The organism is Actinosynnema mirum DSM 43827 (assembly GCF_000023245.1).
In the GTDB taxonomy this organism is placed as follows: Bacteria; Actinomycetota; Actinomycetes; order Mycobacteriales; family Pseudonocardiaceae; genus Actinosynnema; species Actinosynnema mirum.
This window is the reverse complement of record NC_013093.1, coordinates 5,964,441-5,990,966: the sequence shown is the minus strand read 5'-3', so window position 1 is coordinate 5,990,966 and position 26,526 is coordinate 5,964,441. Positions and strand designations below refer to the sequence as shown.

24 protein-coding genes and 1 pseudogene are annotated in these 26,526 nt (G+C 74.0%); 12 read left to right on the top strand and 13 right to left on the bottom strand.

The genetic code is table 11. The features are described from left to right. The first annotated feature begins 143 nt into the window (after positions 1-143). The gene (locus tag AMIR_RS24955; RefSeq protein ID WP_015803739.1) at positions 144-1,319 is read left to right on the top strand and encodes a YeiH family protein; all 1,176 of its coding nucleotides are present in this window, start codon (positions 144-146) and stop codon (positions 1,317-1,319) included. Here AMIR_RS24955 and AMIR_RS24950 read toward each other — a convergent pair. After that, a complete protein-coding gene (locus tag AMIR_RS24950; protein WP_015803738.1) occupies positions 1,284-1,760 on the bottom strand; it encodes a YkvA family protein in 477 nt (158 codons plus the stop codon). The genes AMIR_RS24955 and AMIR_RS24950 overlap by 36 nt on opposite strands. Positions 1,761-1,825: 65 nt before the next feature. Further along, positions 1,826-2,410 carry a TetR/AcrR family transcriptional regulator gene (locus AMIR_RS24945; protein WP_015803737.1) on the bottom strand — a complete coding sequence of 195 codons (585 nt, stop codon included), beginning with the start codon at positions 2,408-2,410 and terminating at the stop codon, positions 1,826-1,828. 97 nt (positions 2,411-2,507) lie between these two features. On the opposite strand from AMIR_RS24945, the gene AMIR_RS24940 reads away from it, so the two are divergent. Further along, positions 2,508-3,542, top strand: a complete 1,035-nt coding sequence (locus AMIR_RS24940; protein WP_015803736.1) for an NAD(P)-dependent alcohol dehydrogenase — start codon at positions 2,508-2,510, stop codon at positions 3,540-3,542. 37 nt (positions 3,543-3,579) lie between these two features. Here AMIR_RS24940 and AMIR_RS40600 read toward each other — a convergent pair whose 3' ends face one another. Next, positions 3,580-3,777: a hypothetical protein gene (locus tag AMIR_RS40600; protein WP_187313443.1), complete on the bottom strand. Its 198-nt coding sequence runs from the start codon at positions 3,775-3,777 to the stop codon at positions 3,580-3,582. Between the two features lie 131 nt (positions 3,778-3,908). Beyond that, a complete protein-coding gene (locus tag AMIR_RS24935; RefSeq protein WP_015803735.1) occupies positions 3,909-5,135 on the bottom strand; it encodes a glycosyltransferase family 2 protein in 1,227 nt (408 codons plus the stop codon). A gap of 631 nt (positions 5,136-5,766) precedes the next feature. Here AMIR_RS24935 and AMIR_RS24930 point away from each other — a divergent pair. Then, positions 5,767-6,333, top strand: a complete 567-nt coding sequence (locus AMIR_RS24930) for a sigma-70 family RNA polymerase sigma factor (RefSeq protein WP_015803734.1) — start codon at positions 5,767-5,769, stop codon at positions 6,331-6,333. 5 nt (positions 6,334-6,338) lie between these two features. Further along, on the top strand, positions 6,339-7,076 hold the full coding sequence (locus AMIR_RS24925; protein WP_015803733.1) for an anti-sigma factor family protein: 738 nt from the start codon (positions 6,339-6,341) through the stop codon (positions 7,074-7,076). An 82-nt stretch (positions 7,077-7,158) separates the two neighbouring features. Here AMIR_RS24925 and AMIR_RS24920 read toward each other — a convergent pair whose 3' ends face one another. The 6 genes from AMIR_RS24920 to AMIR_RS24895 all read right to left on the bottom strand — a co-directional run bounded on the left by AMIR_RS24920 (position 7,159) and on the right by AMIR_RS24895 (position 15,748). Further along, positions 7,159-7,497, bottom strand: a complete 339-nt coding sequence (locus tag AMIR_RS24920) for a DUF742 domain-containing protein (protein WP_015803732.1) — start codon at positions 7,495-7,497, stop codon at positions 7,159-7,161. Between the two features lie 1,116 nt (positions 7,498-8,613). Further along, positions 8,614-10,470: a 1-deoxy-D-xylulose-5-phosphate synthase gene (locus AMIR_RS24915; RefSeq protein WP_015803730.1), complete on the bottom strand. Its 1,857-nt coding sequence runs from the start codon at positions 10,468-10,470 to the stop codon at positions 8,614-8,616. Continuing rightward, positions 10,467-11,390 (bottom strand): 4-hydroxy-3-methylbut-2-enyl diphosphate reductase, encoded by a 924-nt coding sequence (ispH, locus tag AMIR_RS24910; protein ID WP_015803729.1) that lies wholly within the window; start codon positions 11,388-11,390, stop codon positions 10,467-10,469. The genes AMIR_RS24915 and ispH overlap by 4 nt, the downstream gene beginning before the upstream one ends. 71 nt (positions 11,391-11,461) lie before the next feature. Then, complete coding sequence (locus tag AMIR_RS24905; RefSeq protein ID WP_015803728.1) at positions 11,462-12,502, bottom strand: family 2 encapsulin nanocompartment cargo protein polyprenyl transferase; 1,041 nt, start codon at positions 12,500-12,502, stop codon at positions 11,462-11,464. 383 nt (positions 12,503-12,885) lie between these two features. After that, complete coding sequence (locus tag AMIR_RS24900; RefSeq protein ID WP_015803727.1) at positions 12,886-14,295, bottom strand: family 2B encapsulin nanocompartment shell protein; 1,410 nt, start codon at positions 14,293-14,295, stop codon at positions 12,886-12,888. Between the two features lie 46 nt (positions 14,296-14,341). Beyond that, positions 14,342-15,748, bottom strand: coding sequence for a family 2B encapsulin nanocompartment shell protein (locus AMIR_RS24895; protein WP_015803726.1), 1,407 nt, complete (start codon positions 15,746-15,748; stop codon positions 14,342-14,344). A gap of 562 nt (positions 15,749-16,310) precedes the next feature. Between AMIR_RS24895 and AMIR_RS24890 the strand changes: the two genes are divergently transcribed. From AMIR_RS24890 to AMIR_RS24880, 3 genes are all read left to right on the top strand, one after another. Further along, positions 16,311-16,724, top strand: coding sequence for an acyl-CoA thioesterase (locus AMIR_RS24890; RefSeq protein WP_015803725.1), 414 nt, complete (start codon positions 16,311-16,313; stop codon positions 16,722-16,724). Beyond that, a complete protein-coding gene (locus AMIR_RS24885) occupies positions 16,721-17,821 on the top strand; it encodes a zinc-binding dehydrogenase (protein WP_015803724.1) in 1,101 nt (366 codons plus the stop codon). The genes AMIR_RS24890 and AMIR_RS24885 overlap by 4 nt, the downstream gene beginning before the upstream one ends. Positions 17,822-18,207: 386 nt before the next feature. Continuing rightward, entirely contained in the window at positions 18,208-18,978 is a 771-nt protein-coding gene (locus AMIR_RS24880; protein ID WP_015803723.1) for a cyclase family protein, read from the top strand. On the opposite strand, the gene AMIR_RS24875 is transcribed toward AMIR_RS24880, so the two are convergent. Both AMIR_RS24875 and AMIR_RS24870 read right to left on the bottom strand, forming a co-directional pair. Beyond that, positions 18,975-20,456 (bottom strand): GGDEF domain-containing protein, encoded by a 1,482-nt coding sequence (locus tag AMIR_RS24875; RefSeq protein WP_015803722.1) that lies wholly within the window; start codon positions 20,454-20,456, stop codon positions 18,975-18,977. The genes AMIR_RS24880 and AMIR_RS24875 overlap by 4 nt on opposite strands. A gap of 108 nt (positions 20,457-20,564) precedes the next feature. Then, positions 20,565-20,777, bottom strand: a complete 213-nt coding sequence (locus AMIR_RS24870) for a hypothetical protein (RefSeq protein WP_015803721.1) — start codon at positions 20,775-20,777, stop codon at positions 20,565-20,567. 154 nt (positions 20,778-20,931) lie between these two features. Here AMIR_RS24870 and AMIR_RS42305 point away from each other — a divergent pair. The 3 genes and pseudogenes from AMIR_RS42305 to AMIR_RS43315 all read left to right on the top strand — a co-directional run. Next, a pseudogene (locus AMIR_RS42305) lies at positions 20,932-22,002 on the top strand (IS630 family transposase); the annotation flags it as partial. Between the two features lie 30 nt (positions 22,003-22,032). Next, a complete protein-coding gene (locus tag AMIR_RS42300; RefSeq protein ID WP_118947480.1) occupies positions 22,033-22,812 on the top strand; it encodes a phosphotransferase family protein in 780 nt (259 codons plus the stop codon). Further along, entirely contained in the window at positions 22,800-23,276 is a 477-nt protein-coding gene (locus tag AMIR_RS43315; RefSeq protein WP_015803719.1) for a peptidoglycan recognition protein family protein, read from the top strand. The genes AMIR_RS42300 and AMIR_RS43315 overlap by 13 nt, the downstream gene beginning before the upstream one ends. A gap of 278 nt (positions 23,277-23,554) precedes the next feature. On the opposite strand, the gene AMIR_RS24855 is transcribed toward AMIR_RS43315, so the two are convergent. Further along, the gene (locus tag AMIR_RS24855; protein WP_015803718.1) at positions 23,555-24,121 is read right to left on the bottom strand and encodes a hypothetical protein; all 567 of its coding nucleotides are present in this window, start codon (positions 24,119-24,121) and stop codon (positions 23,555-23,557) included. 440 nt (positions 24,122-24,561) lie between these two features. On the opposite strand from AMIR_RS24855, the gene AMIR_RS24850 reads away from it, so the two are divergent. Further along, positions 24,562-25,248, top strand: a complete 687-nt coding sequence (locus AMIR_RS24850) for a response regulator transcription factor (RefSeq protein WP_118947478.1) — start codon at positions 24,562-24,564, stop codon at positions 25,246-25,248. Further along, positions 25,245-26,525, top strand: a complete 1,281-nt coding sequence (locus AMIR_RS24845; protein ID WP_015803716.1) for a HAMP domain-containing sensor histidine kinase — start codon at positions 25,245-25,247, stop codon at positions 26,523-26,525. Before AMIR_RS24850 ends, AMIR_RS24845 begins: the two co-directional genes overlap by 4 nt. Position 26,526 lies beyond the last annotated feature (1 nt).

Below are 26,526 nucleotides of genomic sequence, written 5' to 3'. Positions count from 1 at the left end.
GGTGAACATTGTTCCCGGCGCACCCCGGAGCGTGCTGGCATGGACGATCGCACCTGGTTGACGGAGGACTGGCTCGCGGTGGCCGCGGGCCTGCTCCTGCTCGCGCTGGCGCTGACCGGCGTCATCCCGCCCGGACTCGTCCCGTGAGCGGGCAGGAGCGGGCGGTCGAGCGGACCGCCGAACCGGGGGAGCGCTCGCCGCTGGGCCTCGCGGTCCTCGGCGCGCTGGTCGTCCTGGCCCTGTCCGCCGCGGCCCGGCACCTGTCCAAGACCGTCCCCGACGCCACCGAGGGCACCTCCTGGGAGGGCGTCGGGGCGGCCGTCGAGTTCCCCGTCTACGCCATCGCGCTCGGCCTGCTCGGCAACGCCCTCCTGGGCGCGCTGGGCGTGCGGGACCGCCTGGCGGGCGGCTTCCGCACCGAGTTCTTCATCAAGACCGGCCTGGTGCTGCTCGGCGCCTCGATCAACCTCGCCGTCCTCGCCGACGCCGCCGGTCCCGCGCTGGTCCAGTCCGTCGTGCTGATCAGCCTCGTGTTCGGGTTCTCCTGGTGGCTCGGCGGCAGGCTCGGGCTGGACGAGAAGCTGCGCGCGCTGCTCTCGGCGGCCGTCGCGATCTGCGGGGTGAGCGCGGCCATCGCGGCGGCGGGCGCGGTGCAGGCCAAGCGCGAGCAGTTGGCCTACAGCGCCAGCCTGGTGATCGTCTTCGCCCTGCCGTCGATCTTCCTGCTGCCGCTGGCGGCGACCGCGCTGGGCCTCGACCCGCGCACCGCCGGCGCGTGGATCGGCGGCAACATCGACACCACGGCGGCCGTCACGGCGGCCGGGACGCTCGCGGGCGAGGAGTCGCTGCAGGTCGCCACGATCGTCAAGGTCACCCAGAACGCGCTGCTGGGCGTGGTCGCGGTCGCGCTGACCGCGTACTTCGCGCTGCGCGTGGAGGGGGCACGGGACGACCGGCAGGCGCCGGACGACAGCGCAAACCGACTGAGCGGCAGCACGGGGCCGAGGTTCGGCGGTCGGTGGTCTCGAACTGCCGCGCAGTTCGGGCAGCGGTTCCCGAAGTTCGTGCTGGGCTTCCTCGCCGCCTCCGCCATCGCCACGGCCTACCTCGCCACCGCCGACCCCGCCTCGGGCAAGGCGGCGATCGGCGTGGTGAACGACCTGCGCACGTGGTTCCTGATCCTGGCGTTCACCAGCATCGGGCTGGAGTTCCGGGTGGGCGCGCTGCGGCAGGCCGGGTGGCGGCCGATCGGGGTGTTCGCCGCGTCGACCGCCGTGAACGTGCTAGCCGCGCTGGGGCTGGCCGTTGCGCTTTTCTGACTCCCACCGCAGGTAGCCGCCCGCCGCCGCCGACAGGCTCGTGAGCAGCCACACGCCCACGCCCGCGTCGTCGGTCACGCCGATGATCGGCAGCAGCTCGGGCAGCAGGTCGACCGGGGACACGACGTACACCAGCGCGAACGCCCACGCCGCGAGCTGACCGCCGCCGATGCCGTACGCCTTGCGGTCGCGCAGCATCCGGGGCACCGCCCTGGCCCGGTCGACCACCGAGCCCAGCGGTTCCGGCTCGCCGTTCGCGATCCGCCGGGCGCGGCGGCGGGCCCGCAGCACGAAGCCCGCGACGATCGCGGCGGCGCCGAGCGCCAGCAGCAGGCCGCCGGAGGCGTCGGGGGAGAGGCCGACGATGTCGGCGTCGCGCCAGATCAGCGTGGACGCGCCGAGCAGGACCAGGAGTCCGCCGAAGAGGATCACGGGGCCCATGGTAGGCGGGCGCGGGGCCCGCGTGGAGCCCGAACGGCGGTGAGCAGAGCGGCGTTTGGGGCGCGTCAGAGCATGACCGCTCGCCGCACGCTCTCGCGCAGCAGCGACCTGCGGCGCTCGTGCGCCTCGGCGGGCTCGTCGGCGCTCGCCGCGTAGGAGGTGCTGACCGGCGACCAGGCCAGCGACATCGAGATCACCAGCACCATCACGTCGAACGGGTCGCCCGGCACGACCAGACCGGCGGCCTGCGCCTCGGCGATCGCGCGCAGCTTCACGTCCTCGCGCTGCTCGTGGTCGGTCACCAGGTGGCCGGACGGGCGGCGCTCCAGCCGCGTCCACGTGGCCAGCCGCACCACCTCGGGCCGGACCAGGTAGTCGTCGTACAGCCGCACCGCCCAGTCGGCGAGGTCGGTGGCGTCGATCGGGACCACGTCCACGATCCGGTCCATCAGGCTGCCCAGCACCGCGTCGAACAGGCCGTCCTTGCTGCCGAAGTACGCGTAGAGCTGGGCCTTGTTGGTGCGCGCCGCCGCCACGACCCGCTCGACGCGCGCGCCCGCGATGCCGTGCTCGGTGAACTCGGCGGTGGCCGCCTCGATGATCCGCGCCCTGGTCGCGGCTCCCCTGGGGGTCAGCGCCTGCTCTGCCATGCGCCCAGATTAACAAACAGACCGGTTGGTTTGCTTTTGGTCCGGGGCTGCCCTACGGTCAAATAAACCGAACAGTCTGTTTGAAGGAGTGCCCACCATGAGGACGACCACCGGTTGGCGCGCCGAGGGCGGCGAGCTCGTGCGGTCCGCGCTCCAGCGGCGCGACCTGCGGGCCGACGACATCGCCGTGCGCGTCGACCACTGCGGGGTCTGCCACACCGACCTGCACCACCTGCGCTCCCACGCCGACGGCGGCGCGCCCCTGGTGCCCGGCCACGAGTTCACCGGCGTGGTCACCGGGATCGGCCCCGACGTCACCGCGTTCGCGGTCGGCGACCCGGTGGCCGTGGGCAACATCGTCGACTCGTGCGGGACCTGCCCGCCGTGCCTGGCGGGGCAGCAGAACTTCTGCCGCGAGTTCCCGGCCCTGACCTACGGCGGGACCGACCGGCACGACGGCAGCACCACGCTCGGCGGCTACAGCCGGGAGTACGTGGTCCGCGAGGCGTTCGCCCACCACCTGCCCGAGGGGCTCGACCCGGCCGCCGCCGCGCCGCTGATGTGCGCGGGCATCACGGTCTGGGAGCCGCTGCGCGCGCTCGGCGTCGGGCCCGGCAGCCGCGTCGCCGTGGCCGGGCTGGGCGGGCTCGGGCACCTGGCGGTCAAGCTCGCCGTCGCGCTCGGCGCGCAGGTCGCGGTGATCAGCCGCACCGCCGACAAGGCCGACGACGCGCGGGCGTTGGGGGCCGAGGACTTCGTCGTGTCCACCGACCCCGAGCAGGTCGAGCGGGCGCGCGACCGGTTCGACGTCGTCGTCGACACCATCGCCGTGCCGCACGACCTCGCCCCGTACCTGAAGATGGTCGCCTGGGACGGCGCGCTGACCCAGGTCGGCTACCTCGGGCCGGTGAGCGTCGAGACCATGGACCTTCTGGTGGGGCGCAAGAAGCTCACCTCCAGCGGCAGCGGCGGGCTCCCGGCGACGGCGGAGATGCTCCGGTTCTGCGCCGAGCACGGGGTGGTCGCCGACGTGGAGGTGCTGCCCTCCGCGCGGGTCGGCGAGGCGCTGGAGCGACTGGGTCGCGGGGACGCGCGCTACCGGTTCGTGCTCGACCTGAGCGACCTCGACTAGCGCGGGTGCGGCCGGGAACGGTTGCCGCGCAACGGGATCAGCGCCACCGGTCCGCAGCCGCGACGCACAGCAGGCTCACCGACGCGACCGCGCACCCGGCCGCCGTCGCGCCCCGCCACCCGATCTCCTCGGTGACGGTCAGCACCCCGTTCCACACCGCGACCACCAGGAACACCGCGGCCAGCGCCAACAAGGGCCTGGACCACCTCCGCTGCCCGACGCGCTCCGCTCCCATGCTTGGAAAGCGCTGCCGGAGCCGTTTGTGTTACGCCCGCGCTGGGCGGCAGTGCGAGACCACGAACCGCTGCACCGTGGTCCCGCGCTGCCGCCCAGCGCTTGGGGCTCCTCCCCTTTGCCGAGAACCCCTCACACCGCAAGCCCTCGCGCGGGCTCGTCGGCGTTGAACCCGCTCCAGTGCCCGACGTGGAAGGCCCCCGGCCCGGTCACCCGGCCGCCCAGCTCCACCCCGCGCCCCGCGACCGCCCGCGCCGTCTCCACGGCCTGGCGGTCCAGCACCGCGTCCACGGCGGCCCCGTCCAACCCCTCGATCTCGTCCCAGAACGTCATCACCCGGTTCACGTACAGCGCCACCAGGTGGTCCCGCGCCGACGTGAACCAGCCCTCCGACAGCGCCACCACCGCGTCCGCCAGCAGCTCCGGCCACACCCCGGCGTCCACCCGCAGCCCCCACGGCGCCGCCACCAGGCCGCGCGCCGCCGGGAACAGCGCGAGCACGTCGCCCCGGTGCGCCGCCAGGTACCGCCCCACCGCGTCGGCCACCCGCGCCACCACCGCCGGGTCCTGCGGCACCGCCGCCACGTCCACCGCCTGCCGCAGCCCCGACCCGCGCGGCGCGGCGTCGCGCACCCGGTCGGTCGCCAGCACCACGTGGAACAGCGAGTCCAGCACCTGCTGCGGCAGCCGCAGGATCTTCGGGAACGGCGAGTTGTGCAGCTTGCGCCCCAGCGGGACCTCCACCAGCCGCAGCCCCTCCCGCAGCGCGTTCGCGGTCAGCCACACGTCGATCCCGTACAGCTGCGCGCTGTCCGGCCGCTCCCAGGTCGCCGCCCGCTCCAGGAACGCCCGGTTGAACGCGAACTCGCCGCCGATCGGCTGCTGCACGTGCGCCCCGTACACGGCCGCCAGCAGCGGGCTCACCAGGTGGTTGGTCGTGTTCGCCTCGTACCGGTCGCGCCGGTAGCAGGGCAGCGCCATCACCGGCTCGTCCCCGTCCACCGCCTCGGCCAGCGCGCCGACCCAGCCCGGTTCGGCCGAGCGCACGTCCGCGTCGAGCAGCAGCAGCCGGTCCGCGCCCAGCTCGCGCGCCCGGTCGAACACGGCGAGCACGTTGGTGCCCTTGCCGGTCCCCTCGCGCCCGCTGCGCGCCACGACCTTGCGCGCGCGCAGCGGCGTCCCGGCGAACCGGGCCACCGTGCCGTCGGTGCTGCCGTTGTCGGCGAGCACGACGGCGTTGTCCCCGTGGGGGAAGGCAAGGCGCAACCCGGCGTCGGCGGCCTCGGCCACCCCGCGCACGGTCCGCTCCTCGTCGCGCGCGGGGATGCCCACGACGGTGACTCCGCTGTTCCGCGTCATACGCGGGAATGCTGGGCTGTTCGGGTTACGCGGCTAGCGCGTTCAGGTAACAGCTCGCCCGGACCTGGTCGACGAGTGGGTGCGGGCGTGTTCTTCCCGCGCTGCGAAGCGGCGCGGGACCACCGGCCACCGCACCGCAGACCGGTGCCGCGGCTCAGCCGGGGGTGTTCTTCCGCACGCTGGAAGCGCCCGCACGCCGCTCCGAACCCGCGCGACCGCGTCGCCGGGGCGGTCGGGTCGGGCGCTCGCCCGTGAACGCCGTCGTCGTCCACGCGGGACCGGCGCGCGTCGCCTCCGGCCCCGCCCCGGAGGTTCGGGATCGGGGTTGCCGCGGGGGGTTCCCGCTGCCAGAGTCGCCGTGGGCCCCGCCTCCCGCGTCACCGGGCGCGCGGCCCGGAGGCCCGGTGCCTGCCCGGTTCGGACGCGTCCGGGACGACTGAACGGTCTACTGTGGATGGACCGAACGGGTCAAGGTCCTTACCGCTCGACGGTCCAATCGAAATCGGGCGCGAACCCGGTCCGCCCACCCTGGAACGGGTGGGTACGAAAACGGACCGGTGACGGTTCACAAACGATTCGACCACTTTTTTTGCCCGGAAAAGCTCGACTTTTGCCCTCCCGGCGCGCTTGGATGCTCCGCGTGGCGCGGCAAAGACGCACTCAACACCAAGAAGAGCGGGATCGTCCCCTCAGAGAAGCGCGTCCGGAGGACGAGCTCATCAGGAGGCTCTACCGGGAGTTCGGCAGCGGGCTGCTCGGGCACGCCATGCGGCTGACCGGCAGCGACCGGCAGTGGGCCGAGGACATCGTGCAGGAGACGCTGGTCAGGGCTTGGCGCAACGCCGAGAAGCTGGAGCGGGACCCCGTCCTGCTGCGGTCCTGGCTGTTCACCGTCGCCCGCAGGCTCGTCATCGACGACCGCCGCAAGCGCAGCGTGCGCCCGCAGGAGTCGGAGCTGACCCCGTCCGACGAGGCCCCCTCGCACGACGAGGCGGACCGGACGCTCGCGGCGATCGTCGTCGCCGAGGCGATGAACGGGCTAACCCAGGAACACCGGGAGGCTATTCTCGAAACGTACTTGCGCGACCGTACCGTGGGGGAAGCCGCGGAGGTGCTCGGAGTTCCGCCGGGCACGGTCAAATCCAGGGTCTACTACGCACTTCGCGCCCTGCGGCGGGCGCTTCAGGATCGGGGCTGACACAGGTGAGTTCGCTGCCGAACCACGTCGACGTCGCGGCGTACGTCCTCGGCATCCTCGACGAGGACGAGGTCGACGCCTTCGAGAACCACCTCGCCCAGTGCCGCCGGTGCGCGCTCGACCTGCGCGACTTCGCGCAACTGCCCGACCTGCTCGACGAGGCGAACGCCGCGGGGCTGCTCAGCTCCGACGCGGACGAGCGCCCGGACGGCCGCTCGGTGCGCTCGATGCTCGACGTGGTTTCCCTGGACCGCGCCCGCAAGCGCCGCAAGTACTCGCTCTACGCGGCGGCTGCCGCGCTGGTGCTGATCGCGCTGTCCTCGGCGGCGACCTACGGGGTCGTCTCGTCCGGGGGCCTCGTCGCGCAGGACGACGGCTCGCCCCGGCAGACCGAGGTGGCGAGGAACAGCGTCGACGCCTCGGGCGAGCTGGTGCGCACCAACGCCGAGACCGGTGTCTGGGCGCGGATCAGCGCCTCGCCCGAGCCGTGGGGGACCTCGCTGGAGTTCGAGGTCAAGGGCGTCAGGGCGAAGACCGGCGAGCTGGTCGCGAAGTCGCGCGACGGGAAGACCTACCCCGTCGCCACCTGGCTCGTCACCGCCGACGACGCCGAGGGCGCCCGGACCGGCGAGGCCGTCACGATCCCCGGCGGGCTCGCGCTGCGGTGGCACGAGATCACGGAGTTCGCGGTGCGGGACAAGGACAGCGGCGAGGTCCTCCTGCTGCTGCCGACCTCGGACTGAACGGCGGTCGGCCCCGGAACCTCAGCGGGTTCCGGGGCCGATGACGTCTCGGTGCGCGCGCTCCGTCGCGTGTGGACGGTCGCTACAGGCCGCGCAGCCCGGAGAGCACCCGCTCCATCAGCGCCATGGTCGGGCCCTTCTCGCCCGTCTCCATGTTCTCGTGGATGTTGATCAGCGTCAGGTCGGACATGTCCGACAGCAGCACCCGGACCACGCCCAGGGGGAGCCTGAGGCGCGCGGACACCTCCGCGACGGAGTGCGGGGTGCGGCAGAGGTCGCTGATCACGCGGTGCTCGGCGGTGGAGGTCAGTGCGTCGCGTCCGGCCCGCTCGTTCGTCGAGACGATCGTCTCGATGGCGAGGCTGGTCGTCGAGCGCGTCCGTCCGCCCGTCATCGTGTAGGGCCGGACCCTAATCGTCACGGTGCTCCTTGGCGGTCGTCGTGGTCTTCACGGGCCGGGCGCGTTCAGGTCACTTTTCGGTCACTGAGCGCGCTTGAACGATAGGGGTACGGGGAGTCGCTGTCGCGAACTTCCCGTTATCTGGGAAAAATTCGAGTATTCCGTCACGATCGGTACAAGGTCGCATCCGATCCGTGATGAAGCCCAGGTCGACGTGGTCGATCTTCAACCATGCATCTCATGTGGTGGGAAATTTAGCCCGGTGGACGGATGGTTCACACCCCTCGCGAGGCCCTGTGCTGCATCGATGCACAAACTCAGGGTGACCGGGCTTGTTCGGCATCCCGTCACCGCGCGTTTTCGGCAATGCCGTTTACTAGCAACGCTAACTACTCTCCGGCGTGCCCTGAGTGGACGGCGCGCGGTGCGCGGTCCGTCCACAGCGGATCGACTTCCGGGTCCGACCGGTCCTCGGCTCTTCTCGGTCGCCTGAGGCGGGGTAGCGCCCCAGGCGACCTCCCTGGCTACCCGATGGGGGTCGCGTTGACCATGCGGCACCTCGCAAGAACGCTCGGGGTCGGGTGTCCTGGTGATGAGCTCACCACCTGCTCGGCTTGTGGCCGGTGCAGAAGCTAGCCAGGGGGAGAGCGCTCTCACAACTTCTGTTGACCAAGGCTTGAGGTACCCGCCGAACGCCGCTCCGGACGTCGTGCCCGGACCTCCGCGCGGGGGTGTGGTGGTGCTGCGCCGAAGGGGGGAACGTGGTGGGGCGCTTCGGTTCCGGCGGTGCTGCGCGGTGTGGCGGCGCCGTGCCGCCGGGTGGTCGCGCTCGAATGCGCCGAGCAGCCGCGCGAGCGGTGGTCCCGGCGGAGCAGCGCGGTGCGCGGTGGTGAAAACCTTGCGCGCCAACAGTTTTTCCTGAGGGCGAAACCTCGCCGTAGCGTGACCGGAACGTTCCCGCGCCTCACGCCGGAGCCCGCAAAACCCTTGGTGCGCAAAGGAACCACGCCCCGGTGGACCACCGGTCCGCGTCATCCGATCAGCGCCACCACGCCTCAGCCCCGCGCCGAACGCCCGAACCGGGGGAGAACACCGCCCGCTTCCCGCCCGACCCGGAGACCGGGCGGGAAGCGCCCGTCAGCGCTCGCCGCGGTACGGCAGGACGTCCTGCAGGCAGTCGCACACCGAGGCCGACACCGTCAGCGAGTCCTCGTCCACCACCCGCCGCACCGCCGCCGCGACGTCGCCCGCCGCCAACCCCCGCCGCCGCAGCAGCTCGGCCCGCTCGCCGTGCGGCAGGAACTCCACCGGCAGCGCCAGCGACCGCACCCGCGCGCTCCCCACCGCCTGTGCCAGCCGCGCGCCCAGCGACCCGCCCGCGACGCCGTCCTCCACCACCAGCACCACCCGGTGCCCACCCGCCAACCGCAGCAGCTCCGGATCCAGCGGAGCGATCCACCTCGGGTCGACCACGTCCACCCCGACGCCCCGCTCCGCCAGCAGCCCCGCCGCCTCCAGGCACACCCCGGCCATCGGTCCGACCGCCACCAGCAGCGCCCGCGCCGCGTGCGCCTCGTGCAGCACGTCGCACCCGCCGACCCGGCGCAGCGCGGGCACGTCCTCCGGCGCGGGACCGCTCGGGTGCCGCAGCGCCGTCGGCGCCTCCCGCTCCGCCACCGCCTCGCGCAGCAGCTCCACCAACCTCGCCGGGTCGCGCGGCGCGGCCACCCGCATCCCCGGCACCAGCGGCAGCAGCGCCGCGTCCCACAGGCCCTGCTGGCTCGGCCCGTCCGGACCGGTCACCCCGGCCCCGCCCAGCACCAGCGTCACCGGCAGCCGGTGCAGCGCCACGTCCATCAGCACCTGGTCGAACGCCCGCTGCAGGAACGTCGACGCCAGCGGCACCACCGGGTGCGCGCCCGCCATCGCCATGCCCGCCGCGGACGTCACCGCGTGCTGCTCGGCCACGCCCACGTCGAACACCCGCTCCGGGAACCGCCGCGCGAACGCGTCCAGCCCGCTCGGCCCCTGCACCGCCGCCGTCACGCACACCACGTCCGCCCGCTGGAGCCCGATCTCGGCCAGCTCCGCCCCGAACACGTCCGCCCAGCCCCGCTCGCCCGTGCCACCGGACGGCGACACCGCGTGCAGGCAGTCCACCGCGTCGCCCTCGGCGGGCGGGTAGCCCCGGCCCTTGCGGGTCGCGCAGTGCACCACCACCGGCCTGCCCAGCGCGGCGGCCTCGGCCAGCACGCCCTCCAGCGCGGGCACGTCGTGCCCGTCCACCGGCCCCAGGTACGGCAGCCCCAGCTCCTCGAACACCGGGTGCGCCCGCCGCTCCCGCAACCGGCCGAGGTGCGCGGCCAGCCCGCCCGCCGTCGGCGCGTACGAGCGCGCGTTGTCGTTGACCACCACGATCACCGGGTAGTCCGCCGACGCCAGGTTGTTCAGCGCCTCCCAGGCCATGCCGCCGGTGAGCGCGCCGTCCCCGACCACCGCGACCACGCGCCGGTCCGAGCCCTGCAACCGCAGCGCCCGCGCGATCCCGTCCGCGTAGGACAGCGCGGTGGACGAGTGCGAGTTCTCCACCACGTCGTGCTGCGACTCGGCCGCGCTCGGGTATCCGGACAGCCCGCCGAACCCGCGCAGCCCGTCGAACCCGGCCGCCCGACCGGTGAGCACCTTGTGCGCGTACGACTGGTGGCCGCCGTCGAACAGCAGCACGTCGTGCGGCGAGTCGAACACCCGGTGCAGCGCGATGGTCAGCTCCACCACGCCCAGGTTGGACCCCAGGTGCCCGCCGCGCCGCGACACCTTCTCCACCAGGAACCGCCGGATCTCGGCCGCCAGCGCGGGGAGCGCCCGCTCGGGCACCGCCCGCAGCGCCTCCGGACCGGTCAGCTGCTCCAGCGAGGTCGGCAGCGCCTCGGAGCGGGGTTGCGGGGTCGCGTCGGCGTGCGGGGGGCGGGCTGTGCCACCCGGCGCGCCGCTCACCTCCGCACCGCGGCGGGCAGGGTGAACCGGATGGTCTCCACGGTGGTCTCCCGCACCTCGACCCGGTGCGCGTCCAGCACCGCCACGACCTCGTCCACCAGCCCCGGCGGCGCGGACGCCCCCGCGCTCAACCCCACCACGCGCACCCCCTCCAGCCATCGCGGGCGCAGGTCGCGCACGTCGTCGATCAGGTGGGCGGGCACGCCCTCGCGGCGCACCAGTTCCACCAGCCTTGCCGAGTTGGATGAGTTCGCTGAACCGACCACGAGGACCAGATCGGCCTCGCGCGCCACCTCCCGTACCGCCTCTTGGCGGTTCGTGGTGGCGTAGCAGATGTCGTCCGAAGAGGGGCCGCGCAGTGCGGGGAAGCGCTTGCGCAGCGCCGCCACGACCTCGGTCGCCTCGTCCGCGGCCAGCGTCGTCTGCATCAGGTACGACACCCGCTCCGGGTCCTCGACCTCCAGCGCCGCCACCGCCTCCGGGCCGTCCACCAGCAGCATCCGGTCCGGGGCCTCGCCGAGCGTGCCCTCGACCTCCTCGTGCCCGGCGTGCCCGATCAGCACCACGGTGTCCCCGCGCCCGGCGAACCGGCGCGCCTCCGCGTGCACCTTGGTCACCAGCGGGCAGGTCGCGTCGACCACCTCGAACCCGCGCCGCTCGGCCTCGGCGCGCACGGCGGGCGACACCCCGTGCGCGGAGAACACCACCACGGCCCCGTCCGGCACCTCGTCCAGCTCGTCCACGAACACCGCGCCCATCGACTCCAGCCGCGCCACCACGTGCGTGTTGTGCACGATCTGCTTGCGCACGTGGACCGGGCCGCCGCGCCGCCGCAGCAGCTCCTCGACGATCTCCACCGCCCGCTCGACCCCGGCGCAGAACGACCGGGGCGAGGCGAGCAGCACGAGTGGGACTCCCATGGGCGCTCCTGGCTGGTTCTGGTCGGGTCTCGGCGGTCGGTGCTCAGCGGTCGGGGCTCAGTGATCCGGGCTCAGCGGTCGCGTCGGGTCATCAGCACGGCGACGGCGTCCAGCTCGCGCGCCGCGACCGGGTCGACGCCCGCCGCCCGCAGGTGCGTCCTGGCCTGCGCGAGCAGCTCGTCGGCCCGCCGCTGGCCCCACGCCCGCGCCCCGGCCTGCTCGACCAGCCCGGCCGCCTCCTCCAGCGCCGACCCGGCCAGCTCGCCGCGCCCCCGGTACAGCCCGGCCAGCTCGCGCCCGGCCTGGCTGCGCGAGGCCAGCGCGGCCACCACGGGCAGCGACTTCTTGCGGTTGCGCAGGTCCGAGTGCACCGGCTTGCCGGTGGCGGCCGGGTCGCCCCAGATGCCCAGCAGGTCGTCCACGAACTGGAACGCCAGGCCCGTCCGCTCGCCGAACAGCCCCAGCTCGCCCACCTGGTCGGCGGAGCCGCCGCCGAACAGGGCGCCCAGCGAGCAGCACGCGCCCAGCAGCGCCGCAGTCTTGCCCTCGGCCATGCGCACGCACTCGGCGACGCCGACCTCGTCGCGCTCCTCGAACCCGAGGTCCGAGCTCTGCCCGTCGAGCAGCTCCTGCACGGCCGCGCTCAGCAGCACGATGCCCCGCGCCGCCGCCGGGTGCCCGCTCCCGGCCAGCACGTCCAGCGCCAGCGTCATCAGCGCGTCGCCCGCGAGCACCGCCGCGTTGACCCCGAACACCGCCCACGCGGTCGGCCGGTGCCTGCGGGTGGCGTCGCCGTCCATCACGTCGTCGTGCAGCAGCGAGAAGTTGTGCACCAGCTCCACCGCGACCGCGGCGGGCAGCGCGTCCTCGGCCCGCCCGCCGACCGCGCGCGCGGCCAGCAGCACGAGCACCGGCCGGATCGCCTTGCCCGCGTCCGCGCCGGTGGGGACGCCGTGCTCGTCCCACCAGCCGAAGTGGTAGCCCGCGATGGAGCGCATCGACTCGGGCAGCCGGTCGACGGCGGCGCGCAGCGCCGGGTCCACCAGCGCCCGGCCCCAGGCCAGCACGTCCCGCGCGGAGCGCTGCGCGGGGGAGACGTCGAGATCGGTCATCGGACACTCCAACTCGGGGGTGCGGGCCTGGCGGACGAGCGCGGAAGAGCGAGGTGGTCGAGCAGGCGGTGCGGTTGAGCGCAGGCGGTGCGGTTGAGGGCGAGTGGTGCGGTTGAGGGCGGGCGGGCGGTGTGGTCGGGCGGGTGCGGTGCGGTGGGGCGGGTGCGGTGCGGTGGGGCGGGGGTCGAGCGGGGCGGCGGGCCGCTGCCCCCGGCGTGGCGCGAACCGGACCGCCGCTCCGGGCGTGGCCGGAGCCGAGCCCGTTGCCCTGGGCCTTGCCGGAGCCGGGCCCGTTGCCTTGGGCCTTGGGCCTTGCCGGAGCCTGACCCGCCGGGCGGCGGCGCGGGACCTCGGTGGTCCGGCGCCGCCGCCCGGCGGGCGCGCTACTCGCGGCCGACCTCGACGTGCTCGAGGATCCCGAGCGCGTCGGGGACCAGCACGGCGACCGAGTAGTAGGCGCTCACCAGGTAGGAGATGACGCCCAGCTCGTTGATGCCCATGAACCGCGCGTTCAGGCCGGGCTGGAACTCGTCCGGGATGCCGGTCTGGTGCAGGCCGACCACGCCGCTGTCCTGCTCGCCCACGCGCATCGCCAGGATCGAGCTGGTGCCCTGGGCGGTGACCGGGATCTTGTCGCACGGCAGCAGCGGCACGCCGCGCCAGGTGGTCACCATGGTGCCGTTGTGGTTCTCCACGCCGGGGTACACGCCGCGCTTGGTCGCCTCGCGCCCGAAGGCGGCGATCGCGCGCGGGTGGGCCAGCAGGAACGCGGTCTTGCGCCTGCGGCTGAGCAGCTCGTCCAGGTCGTCCGGGGTGGGCGGGCCGGTGCGGGTGTGGATGCGCTGCTTGAGGTCCGCGTTGTGCAGCAGGCCGAAGTCGCGGTTGTTCACCATCTCGAACTCCTGCCGCTCGCGCAGGGCCTCGACGGTGAGCCGCAACTGCTGCTCGGTCTGGTTCATCGGCTTGTTGTAGAGGTCCGCGACGCGGCTGTGGACCCGCAGCACGGTCTGCGCGACGCTCAGCTCGTACTCGCGCGGCGCCAGCTCGTAGTCCACGAACGTGCCCGGCAGCGGGGCCTCGCCCTCGTGGCCCGAGGCGATCTCGATGGACGCCTCGCCGTGCTTGTTCTGCGGCAGGCCCCTGGTGCGCGTGGTCGAGTGGACGATCGCGCGCAGCGGGCTGTTCTCGTCGCGCAGCTGCTGCACGGTCTCCCACGGCAGCACCAGCGCGATCACCGGGGTGACCGCCCTGGCGGTGAAGGCCCACTGCTCGGTCTCGCCGGTCAGGACGCCGTTGCCGAAGTGGTCGCCGTCGGCGAGCACGTCGAGCACGGTCTGGTTGCCGTACTCGCCCTCGCCGATCTTGTCGACCTTGCCGTGCGCGACGAGGAAGAGCTCCTCGGCGCGGTCGCCGCGCTGCACCAGCAGGTCGCCGGGGGTGAACTCGCGCTGCACGAACCGGTTCGCGAGCGCGGTCAGCACGTCGTCGTCCTCGAAGGCGCGCAGCGCGGGCACCTCGCGCAGCTCCTGCGGGATGACGCGGATGTCGGAACCGGTGCTGGTGAAGGTGATCCGCCCGTCGCCGACGGCGTAGGTGAGCCTGCGGTTGACCCGGTACGTGCCCGCCTGGGTCTGCACCCAGGGCAGCTCGCGCAGCAGCCAGCGGGCCGAGATGGCCTGCATCTGCGGGGCGGACTTGGTCGTGGTGGCCAGGTTGCGGGCGGCGGCGGTGCCCAGGCTCTGGCGCGTGCGCTCGATCTCGTCGAGCGGCAGGGCGGGGTCGATCGCTGTCACGTGCGTGCTTCCGATCTGGTCGTGGGGACGGTGCTGGCCGGGTCGCTCAGTCCTCGCGGCCCAGCTCGACGTGCTCCAGCACGCCGACGGCGTCGGGGACCATGATCGCGGCGGAGTAGTACGTGCTGACCAGGTACGACATGACCGCGCGCTCGTTGATGCCCATGAACCGCACGTTCAGGCCGGGCTGGTACTCGTCGGGCAGGCCGGTCTGGTGCAGGCCGATCACGCCCTGGTTGTCCTTGCCCGCGCGCAGCAGGATCACCGAGCTGGTGCGCTGGTCGCTGACGCCGATCTTGTTGCAGGGCAGCACCGGCACGCCGCGCCACGCGGGCACCATGTGCCCGTTCAGGTCGGTGTTCTGCGGGTAGATCCCGCGCTTGGTGCACTCGCGGCCGAACGCGGCGATCACCTTGGGGTGCGCCAGGAACGCGGTCGGCTGCTTCCACACCAGGGACAGCAGCTCGTCGAAGTCGTCCGGGGTGGGCGGGCCGGAGCGGGTGTGGATGCGCTGGCCGAGGTCGGAGTTGTGCAGCAGGCCGAAGTCGCGGTTGTTGACCAGCTCGTGCTCCTGGCGCTCGCGCAGCGCCTCGATGGTGAGCCGCAGCTGCTGCTCGACCTGGTCCATCGGCTCGTTGTAGAGGTCCGCGACGCGGGTGTGGATGTTGAGGACGGTCTGCGCGACGCTCAGCTCGTACTCGCGCGGCGCCAGCTCGTAGTCCACGAACGTGCCGGGGAGCGGGGCCTCGCCCTCGTGGCCCGAGGCGATGTCGATCTCGGCCTCGCCGTGGTGGTTCTGCTTCTGGCGACCGGCGTTGACCATCCGCTGGATGTGCGCCCGCAGGCCGCCCATCTCGCCGTTGAGCTGCTCGAACACGCTCCACGGCAGCACCAGCATGGTGACCGGGGTGATCGCCTTGACGGTGAAGTCCCAGACGCCCTGCGGACCGGCCAGGCACTGGCCGCCGAAGTGGTCGCCGTCGGCGAGCACGCCGAGCACGGTCTGGTCGCCGTACTCGGTCTCGCCGATCTTGTTGACCCGGCCGTGCGCGACCAGGTGCACGGCGTCCTGGGTGCGCCCGCGCTCCACGACGACCTCGCCCGCGGCGAACTCGCGCTGCTTGAAGCGGGAGGCGAGCGCGGCCAGCACGGCCACGTCCTCGAACCCGCGCAGCAGCGGCAGCTCGCACAGCTCCTGCGGCACGACCTGCACGGCGGCGCCGGTGTTGGTGAAGGTCAGCCTGCCGTCGCCGACCGCGTAGCTGAGCCTGCGGTTGACCCGGAACGCGCCACCGGCCGCCTGCTCCCACGGCAGGACCTTGAGCAGCCACCGCGAGGTGATGTTCTGCATCTGCGGGGCGGACTTGGTGGTGGTCGCGAGGTTGCGGGCAGCCGCAGTGCCGAGGCTCAGCTGAGGGCGCTCGGATTCCACGCCCTGATCGGTGACAGACACCGGGTACACCGCCTAATTCTGGGAAATCGTCGTGAAGGGCCGGATAGACCGTAGTGAGGCGCGTCGAGTGCGGGAAAGGGTGCGGGAAGGGTCCGATGCGGGGTCCGTCCTTGGGGCTATTCCTGTTTCCGGGGCGCACTCACGGTGTCTGTGCGGTGCGGATTCGCCTTTTTTGGGTGAACCTGCTGGTTGGGCGGCGTGTCGAGTGGTTTTACCTCGTTCGTGAGGTGGGGCTCACCCCTTGGGGCGGGCGTGTGCACGGTGCGCTCGACCTCGCGCGGTGGGGTCACCCGGCGATTTCACCCTGCGGGCGAGGTGGTGTGGTTCCGGTAAAAGCATTGGGGAAGCCCGTTCACCGCGACCGGCGAGTTGGTGGCCGGTTTTCGGGTTGATCGGATCGGAATGCTGACTCGGTGTGACCGGTGGCGGTGATTAGCGCTGCTGTGAAACACATCACACCAACGGCCGAGCGGGGCGCGTCCCGGCACTTCACGGCCCACGCTCCCGCGCGCCAGACTGGGCCCCGCGGCTCACCGGCGACCGCACGGGAGGTGGCAGGGCGTTGCGCGAGCACTACCCGCACTGGCAGCGGGTCCCCACCCGGTGGGGCGACAACGACGTGTACGGGCACGTCAACAACGTCGTCCACTACGCGTTCATGGACACGGTGATCAACACCTGGCTGATCGGCGCGGGGCTGGACATCCACGGCGGTCCCGCGATCGGGCTGTGCGTCGAGTCGCACTGCTCCTACCGGGCGGCCGTGGCGTTCCCCGACGCGCTCGACGCCGGGTTGCGCGTGGGGAAGCTGGGCGGCTCCAGCGTCCGGTACGAGGTCGGCTTCTACCGCGAGGGGGCGGACGAGCTGGTGGCGCAGGGGCACTTCGTGCACGTGTTCACCGACCGGGGCACCCGCAGGCCGGTGCCGATCCCGGACGGGTTGCGGGCGGCGATGACCGGGCTGGTGGTCCCGTGAGGACGCGGGGCGCGCTGCTGCGCGAGGTCGGCGGGCCGCTGGAGGTCGTGGACCTGGAGCTGGACCCGCCGGGGCCGGGCGAGCTGCTGGTCCGGGTCGGCGCCACCGGGCTGTGCCACTCCGACCTGTCCGTGCTCGACGGCTCGCGCGTGCGCCCGCTGCCGATGGTGCTCGGGCACGAGACGGCGGGCGAGGTGCTGGAGGTGGGGGAGGGGGCCGCCGGGTTCGCGCCCGGTGACCACGTGGTCCTGTCGTTCGTGCCCGCCTGCGGCGCGTGCCGCCGCTGCGCCGCCGGGCGCCCCGCGCTGTGCGAGCCGGGCGCGGCGGCGAACCGGGACGGAGCCCTGCTGTCCGGCGCGCGCCGCCTGCGCCTGCCCGACGGGACGAGGCCGCACCACCACCTGGGCGTGTCGGGCTTCGCCGAGCACGCCGTGGTCTCCGCCCGCTCGGCCACGAAGGCGCCCGTGGACCTGCCGTTCGAGGTGGCCGCGCTGTTCGGCTGCGCGGTGCTCACCGGGGCGGGCGCGGTGCTGCACAGCGCGCGGGTCGGGCCGGGGGACGTGGTCGCGGTGTTCGGCCTTGGCGGGGTGGGGTTGGCCGCGCTGCTCGCCGCCCGAGCGGCCGGGGCGGCGCGGATCGTGGCCGTGGACCTGGTGGCGGGCAAGCGGGAGCTGGCCTTGAGCCTGGGCGCGACCGACGCCGTGGCGGCCGGTCCGGACGCGGTCGAGGCGGTCCGGGAGCTGACCGGGGGAGGCGCGGAGAAGGTCGTGGACACGACCGGCGTGCCCGCCGCGCTGGCCCAGGCGTACGCGGCGACGGCGCCGGGCGGCACCACGGTGACCGTCGGCTTGCCGCACCCGGACCGGGAGCTGGTGCTGCCCGCGCTGAGCCTGGTCGCGGAGGAGCGGACCTTGAAGGGCAGCTACCTCGGCTCGTGCGTGCCGGGGCGGGACGTCCCCCGGTTCATCGCGCTGCACCGGGCCGGGCTGCTGCCGGTGGAGCGGCTGCTGAGCGGGAGGCTGGCGCTGGAGGAGGTGGGCGCGGGCTTCGACCGGCTGGCCGGTGGCGAGGCGGTGCGGCAGGTCGTGGTGCCTTGAGGGTGGGGCGGGGCGATCAGCGGTCGGCCGGAGACGGCCGGGGCGTGATCACCCCGGTGGATCTCGTCGATCTGCGCGGCCATCCGCTCCACGACGATCTCCTGCGCGCCGGAGACCTCGTCGAGGCGGGTTCCGAGCGCGCGGATGCGGGTGTCGAGCCTCCTGACCGTCGTCACGCGGCGCAGCGTGCCGACGCCCGCCTGCCGAGCCGCGCGGTCGACGCCCCGGCTCCCCACGAGCCCCCGACAAGGCACTGCGCTTCACCCGATCGGCCCGTGCGCGCGTCGTCCCGCCGATCGGGGCGGTCGAGTCGGTACGGTGGCCCGGTTCCGCGGGAAGGGGTTCGGGTGCGTGGGCTGGTGGCTGTCGCCGGTGCGGTGGTTGCGGTGGGCGGGGTGGTCGCGTTCCGGGGGCGGCGGGCCGCTCCGGCGCGTGGGGGGTTGGACGGGTACCGGCTGGTCAACCTCGCGCACGTCAACGACCCCGGCCGCACCAGCGGGTACCCCGGCGACCCGGCCTTCACGGCCGAGACGGTCGCCACCGTCGCGCGCGACGGCTACTACCTCCAGTACCTCCACCAGGGCGAGCACACCGGCACGCACTGGGGCGCGCCCGCGCACTTCACCGACGGGCAGCCGCACGCCGACGAGCTCGACCCCGAGGACCTCCTGCTGCCCGCCGTGAAGGTCGACGTCCGGGACCGGGCCGCCCGCGACGCCGACTACGAGCTCTCCGTCGACGACCTGCTGCGCTGGGAGCGCGCGCACGGGCGCATCCCGCGCTGCGCGGCCGTGGTGCTGTGGACCGGCTGGGAGGACCGCTGGGGCACGCCCGCGTTCTACAACCGCGACGAGACCGGCCAGGTCCACCAGCCGGGGTTCTCGGTCGCCGCCGTCCGCTGGCTGCTGGACACCGGGCGGCTCGGTCGCCGCGGTGCGCTGGGCACCGACGCGTTCGGGCCGGACGCCGGCGTCGACGGCGACTACCGGGTGTCCAAGCTGCTCTACCGCGAGCACCGGATCAGCCTGGAGGTCCTCGCGAACCTGGCCGAGCTGCCGGAGACCGGGGCGCACGTGCTGGTCGGCGGAACGATCAACCGGCGCGGCTCCGGGTCGCCCGCCAGCGTGTACGCGTTCGTGCCCGAGCACCCCCGCTAGCCCACCACCAGCCCACCCCCGCCGCGCCGCTTCGCCCGGTACATGGCCTGGTCGGCGCGGTGCAGCACGGCCTGCGCGGTGTCCTCCGGCTCGACGTCCGCGCACACCACCACCCCCAGGCTCGCGCTGATCCCGCCCAGCTCGGCCAGCACCCGCCGCCCCACCGCCTCCGGGTCCTGCGCCCCGGTGATCAGCACCGCGAACTCGTCGCCGCCCAGCCGCGCCACCACGTCCACGTCCCGCACGCACGCCCGCAGGTGCCCGGCCACCCGCCCGAGCAGCGCGTCCCCGCTGGCGTGACCCTCCGTGTCGTTCACCGCCTTGAACCGGTCCAGGTCCACAAAGAGCACCCCGAACGGGGTTCCCTCGACCTGGTGCTCCGCCACCGCCTCGGCCAGCCTGCGCTCGAACAGCGCCCGCCCCGCCAGCCCGGTCAGCGGGTCGTGCGTCGCCCGGTGCGCCAGCTCCCGCTCGGACGCGCGCAGCAGCGCCGCGAGCCGGGTGTTCGCGACCAGGGCGACCAGCTGCCGCGCCACCACCGCCCCGAACACGGTGAACCCGCACGCCACCTCCACCCCGTCCAGCTCGCCCGCCGTGCCGCTCGCGGTCCGGTGCAGCACCACCGCCCAGCTCAGCAGCAGCGGCAGGTACGGCAGCAGCAGGTGCGTTCGGCGCGGACCGGCGGACGCGCGCGCCTCGCCCCGGTCGGCGGGCGGCGGGGCGAGCGCGGCCAGCCCGAGCAGCGCGGGGCCGAGCGTGAACCCGGCGTTGGCCAGCGGCGGCACGGCCGGGGCCTGCGCGCTGACCAGGTACGCGAACGTGCCGTCGGACACCGCCAGCCCGGCCAGGCCCAGCCCGATCAGGCGCAGCTGCGACCGGAGCACCACGTCCCGCCCGGCGGCGAGCACCACCACGACCACGAGCAGCACCAGGTCGGTCACCGGGTAGGCCACGGCGACCAGGAACGCCACCGGGTCGGGGACGCCGCGCGCCACCAGCGCGCCCAGCGACGAGGACCAGGTCAGCAGGAACAGCGAGCCCGCGACGATCAGCCCGTCGAGCGGCGGCACCAGCGGCGTGCGCACCTCGGGCGGCGGCGTCGCGCGGTGCCCGCCGAGCACGAGCAGCGCGGCCAGCGCGAACGGCACCAGCCCGAGGTACCCGGCGTCGGCGACCGTGGGGGAGGGGACGGCGCGGCCCAGGACGAGCTGCTGCCACGTCCACGCGGCCTGCCCGGCCGACCAGCTCAGCGCGCCCAGCCCGAGCAGCACCCGCCACCGGCGGTCGGGGCCGTGCGCGCGCCGGGCCGTGACCAGGCACGCGGTGGCGGCGAACAGCCCGGCGGCGAGCTGCGCGAGGTCGTCGAGCGCGGTGGAGCCGGTCTCGCCCAGCACCCCGCTGGCGGCGGTCCCGGCGACCAGCGCGGCGGCCCCGAGCACCACCGCCACGAGCCCGCCGAACCCCGGTCCGCCCAGCACCCGGCCAGTGTCGCAGCCGGGGGCGGGTCAGGCCGGGGGATCAGGCGGCAGGGATCAGGCGGCAGGGGGCAGGCGCAGGGGGCAGGCGCCGGGGGGCAGGCGGGCGGATCAGGCTCGGGTTCTGAGCCCCGACCGCGCGCAGGCGAAGGACGCGCCCAGCAGCAGGACCGCCACGGCGGCCTGCCACCACGCCGACTCGTTCAGCGCCACCGCCACGTTCACCGCCCCGACCAGGGCGAACAGCGCGGCCAGGCCCAGCCACAACGGCCGCTGCGCGCGGTCGACGAAGGCGGTGAGCGCGGTCGTCTGGGGATGGGTCATCGCGGGCCTCCGAGGGGCGCGTGCGGCGCAAGTGCGCGCCGGTTACCCGCCCCGGTGCGGACTCACACCTCGATCCGGGCGGGTCTCACCCGGTCGACGCAGGGCGGACCTAGTGTCCTGAGTCAGGAATTCTGTTCAGATGTAGGCTGGGTTGATGGCGCGCACAGGGCGACCGAAGGCCGAGTTGGTGTTGGGCCAGGACGAGCGGGCGGCGTTGGAGGGCTGGGTGCGGCGTCGGTCGACGCCGCAGGCGTGGGCGTTGCGGTGTCGGATCGTGCTGGCGTGCGCGGAGGGCGCGACGAACAAGGACGTGGCCGCCCGGTTGGGTTCCACGCCGCACGCGGTGGGCCGGTGGCGGGCCCGGTTCCTGCGGTACCGGATCGCGGGTTTGGGCGACATGCCCCGGTCGGGCGGTCCGCGCAGGATCGATGACGGGCAGGTCGCCGAGCTGGTCGCCGCGACGCTGGAGCGCAGGCCGGACAACGCGACCCACTGGTCCACCCGGTCGATGGCCGAGCGGACCGGCCTGTCGCAGTCGACGGTGTCCCGGATCTGGCGCGCGTTCGGCCTGCAACCGCACCGTGTCGAGACGTTCAAGCTGTCCACCGACCCGTATTTCGTGGACAAGGTGTACGACGTGGTCGGCCTCTACCTCGACCCGCCCGAGCGCGCCCTGGTGTTCTGCGTCGACGAGAAGTCACAGATCCAGGCGCTTGACCGGTCCCAGCCGGTGCTGCCCATGATGCCCGCAGTCCCCGAACGGCAGACCGCCGACTACGTCAGGAACGGGACCACCACCCTGTTCGCCGCGCTCGACGTGGCCACCGGGAAGGTGATCGGCTCGCTCAATCGCCGCCACCGCACGGAGGAGTTCAAAGCCTTTCTGTCCACACTGGACAAGGAAGTGCCTGCGGGGCTTGAGGTCCATCTGGTCTGCGACAACTACGCCACCCACAAGACCCCGGCGGTCAAACGGTGGCTGGTCTCCCATCCCAGGTTCCACCTGCACTTCACCCCGACCGGCTCCTCGTGGCTGAACCTGGTCGAGCGCTGGTTCGCCGAACTGACCACGAAACGACTCCGACGAGGCGTCCACACCTCGGTTCAGGCGCTGGAGACCGACATTCGCGACTGGATCGCCGCCTGGAACAGCAACCCGAAGCCCTACGTTTGGACCAGAACCGCAGACCAGATCCTCGAACGCCTCGCCGGATATCTGAACAGAATTCCTGACTCAGGAGACCAGGATGCCCCCGTGCCGGACTTGCGCGGGTTCGCCGACGCCCACCTGCCCGGACGCGCCGGGCCGCGCCGGGTCGTCCCGCTCGGCTCCGGGCTCGACAACACCGCGCACCTGGTGGACGGGGAGTTCGTGGTCCGCCGCCGCCACGACGGCGACCAGTCCGACGAGGCCCGCCTGCTCGCCGAGGTGGCCGCCCGCTCACCGCTCCCGACGCCCGTCCCGCTCGCCGTCGACGGCCCCTGGATGGCCTACCGCCTGCTCCCCGGCCGCGCCCTGCTGGACGTGCTGCCGCTGGACGCCGCGACCACCCTCGACCTGGCCCGCCGCCTGGTCGACTTCGTCGCGCTGGTGCGGACCTGGGACCTGCCCGCCCCCGAGGACCCGCCCGACCTGCCCGCGCTGCTGGCCGGGGCCGCCGACGACCACGCCGCGCTCGGCCTGCGCGACCCGGCCGTCGAGCGCTTCCTGGCCACCCCGCCGCCGCCCCCGCCCGACGAGCTGGCCTTCGCGCACAACGACCTGGGGGCCGAGCACGTCCTGGTCGACGTGGACACCGCGGTCACCGGGGTGGTCGACTGGACCGACGCGGCCCGCTGCGACCCGGCCTCCGACCTCGGCCTGCTGCACCGCGACCTCGGTCCCGCCGTGCTGCCGCTGATCCCCGAGCCGCTGCGCGAGCGCGCGGTCTTCCACGCCCGGCGCAGCGCCCTGGAGATGCTCCGCTACGGCGTGGAGCACGACCGCCCGCTCTACGCCCGACGCGCGCGGGAGGCGCACCGGTGGCTGTTCTGACCAGGCGCCTGCTGCTGGGCGGCACCGCGACCGACAACACCCGCGACCGCTCCGAGGCGCTGGACGCGGGCGACCGGATGGTCGAGGGCGCGCACCGCACCGGCCAGAACCGCGAGTCCGTGGGCATCGAGAACGAGAGCGCCTGCACCGACCGCCCGCCCACGGCGGCCCGGTGGGCGGCGCTGGTGTGGTTGGGCGCGCGGGTGTGCGAGCGCTGCGGCACCGAGCCGGCCGAGATCGACGGGCACCACGACCACGGGGACGGCACGGTGCGCCCCGGCGACGCCCGCCACGCCCGGCTCCCGCTGCTGCGCGCGCACGTGGCCGCGCGCCAACCGGTGACCTCCGCGCCGAGCGCGACGGCGAGCTTGACCGCGAGGTGCCCGAGGCAGTCGGGCCCGGCCACGGCGACGCGGCTGCCGGGGCCGACCCCGGCCGCGCGCGCAGCGGGTCCCGCACCGTGATCCCGGCGCACAGCAGCGGTGCGGCGGCTGCCGGGTCCAGGCCGTCCGGCAGCGCCGAGGCGACCGGAACCCCTGCGCCCCAGACGATCCCGCGCCGCGCGCCAGGGCTTGACCCGCCGTGCCGGACGGCGCTCCCGCCCAGGGCTCGGTGAGCCGCGACGCGGGTCGGGTCCCGGCGAGGGGCGCCCCGGCCGGGCGCCACCCCGCAGGCGCGACCTGCGCGCTCACCACGTCGGCGGACGACCTCGGTGGCGACCCGGCGTCCGCGCCTGCGGCCCCTAGTCGCTCTCGATGATCCGCCACTGCGGCTTGCCCACCCACATCGCCTCCAGCTTGGAGGTGTGCCCGTTGCCGGTGAACACCACGACCACCGCGTCGGCGGGCTGCTCCACGACCGCCGCGTAGCCCTGCCTCGGGGTCGCGGACACCGGCTGGATGTCGCGCTCGGCGAAGCTCACCGTGGCCACCCCGCCCTGCAGGCGGAAGCTCTTGATGAACACCTGCTTCCCGTCCCGCTCGACCCACGCGCCCTCCTCCGACGGCGCGGGCGGCTGGGAGGTGGTCTGCTGCGCGGGCGGCTCCTGCGCCGGGGCGGTGGTGGTCGTGGTGGGCGTGGCCGCCGGGGTGCTCGGCTCCGGGGAGGTGGACGAGGACGGGACCGCGCTCGGCGACGTGGACGTAGGGGTCGGCTCCGCGAGCGTCGTCTCACCGGTCGGCCCGGCGACCACCCTCGGCCGCTCGGGCGCGCCGGCGTCCAGGACGAAGCGGATGCCGAGCCACGACACCCCGATCGCCGCCGCGGTGGTCAGCGTCCACACCGCGAAGTACTGCAAGCCCCGGATCACGGCGCGTCCTCCCGTAAGGGGCTCCCTCTGGAGCACGGTTCGGGAGTCTAGCCACCCGTTAGGGTTAGGGGTTCGGGTTGGCCGCGGTTAGGGGTTCGTTGGTGGCCCCAACGCTGCGGGACACCGATCGGTCACCCCGCGTGGTCGTGCCCGCCGCCGCCTGACCGCCCGTCACGGCCGCGCGCGGGCGCCGGGAGCCCGCAGTGCCCGCCCTCGCGCCCGGAGTCGCTTTCCCACGTGTCCGACAATCGGATTATCCCGTTCTTCGGGAAACGGATCACTCCTGTTCAACCAGGCATTGACGGGGGTGCGGCACAGGGGTGGGACTGCACCCGTCCGACCTCCCTTTCGCCCGATCGGGCAATGATCGTCCGGCCGCTCACGGACGGGTGATACGGGTAGGTTGCAGAATGTGCACGGGCACGCGTTACCGTTCGCGCATGGTTTCGGTGTTGTTGGTGGAGGACGACCCGGTGGTGCGCTCGGCGGTCACCCGCGCGCTGACCGGTATGGGCCACGCCGTGCTGGCCGTCGGCGCCGCCCTCGAAGCGCTGCGCGAGATCGCCGACCACGACTTCGACCTCGTGGTGCTGGACCTCGGCCTCCCCGACATGGACGGCGGCGACGCCCTCAAGATGATGCGCGGGGTGTGCGACACGCCCGTCATCGTCGCCACCGCCCGCGACGACGAGGCCGAGATCGTCCGCCTGCTCAACGCGGGCGCCGACGACTACCTGGTCAAACCGTTCTCCAGCGAGCACCTGGCCGCCCGGCTCTCGGCGGTGCTGCGGCGCACCCGCAAGGCCGCGCCCGAACCCGGCCCGATGCGCGTGGGCCCGCACCTGCTGATCGACCTGGACCGGCGCGAGGCGCGGCTGTCCGGCCGCGAGCTCAACCTCACCCGCAAGGAGTTCGACCTGCTCGCCTACCTCGCCGCCCGCGAGGGCAAGGTGGTGCCGCGCGCCGAGCTGCTGGCGAACCTGTGGAACCTGCCCGGCAGGCACGACGACCAGACGCTCGACGTGCACCTGTCGTGGCTGCGCCGCAAGCTCGGCGAGCGCGCCGCGCAGCCCCGCTACCTGCACACCGTGCGCGGCGTCGGCTTCAAGCTCACGGCCGTAGGGTGAGGCGGTCGCTGGCCGTCGTCGCGCTCGCCGTCACCTCGATGGTCGCGCTGGCCTTCCTCATCCCGCTCGGCCTGGTCGTGCGCCAGCTCGCCGAGGACAAGGCGCTCGCCGACGCCGAGCGGCAGGCCGTGGCGCTCACCCCGGTGCTCGCCATCACCGCCGACCCGGTCATGGTCGAGCAGGCCCTGACCAGCGTGAACGGCCACGTCGCGGTGCACATGGCGACCGGCGGGGTGATCGGCGAGGTCAAGGCCACCGCGAGCCAGCTGCGCACCGCGCAGCGCGAGGGCCGGGCGTTCACCGCGACCGTGCCGGACGGCCGCGTGCACCTGCAGCCGGTGGTGCTGGCCGACGGGGTCGCCGTCGTCGAGGCGTTCGTGCCGGAGGCGCAGCTCAGCCAGGGCGTCGGCCAGGCGTGGCTGGCGCTGTTCGGCGTCGCGGTCACCCTCGTGCTCGGGTCGGTGCTGGTCGCGGACCGCTTGGGCGCGCGCGTGGTCAAGGCCTCCCGCGAGCTCGCCGACGGCGCCAGACGCATGGGCCAGGGCGACCTGGAGGCCCGCGTCGAGCCGTCCGGACCGCCCGAGCTGGTGGCCGCCGGTGGCGCGTTCAACCGCATGGCCGACCGCATCGGCAAGCTCGTGACCAGCGAGCGGGAGATCCTCGCCGACCTCTCGCACCGGCTGCGCACCCCGCTCACCGCGCTGCGCCTGGACTCCGAGACGCTCGGTCCGGACCCCGGCGCGAACCGGGTCAGGCAGGCCGTGCACGCGCTGGAGCGCGAGGTCAACGAGCTGATCAGGGCCGCCCGCAGGGAGCTGGACGACCCGGACGGCAAGCGCTGCGACGCCGCCCGCGTGGTGCACGACCGGTTGGTGTTCTGGTCCGCGCTGGCCGACGACCAGCAGCGGCTGTGGAACCTGCGCGGCACCGAGCGCACCGCGTTCGTGCCGATCAACCGCAGCGACCTGGCCGCCGCCATGGACGTGCTGCTCGGCAACATCTTCCGGCACACCCCCGAGGGCACCGGGTTCGTCGTGGCGCTGTTCCACCAGCGCGACCGCGTGGTCATCGTCATCGAGGACGCCGGCCCCGGCGTGGACGACCCGGAGGCGGCGCTCAGGCGGGGGAGCAGCGGGGCCGGGTCGACCGGGCTCGGGCTGGACATCGCCCGCCGGGCCGCCGAGTCCGCCGATGGGGAGCTCGTGCTCGACCGGGGGCCGCTGGGCGGCCTGCGGGTGCAGCTGCGGATGCGCAGGCTGTCGGACGCGTCAGCCTGAC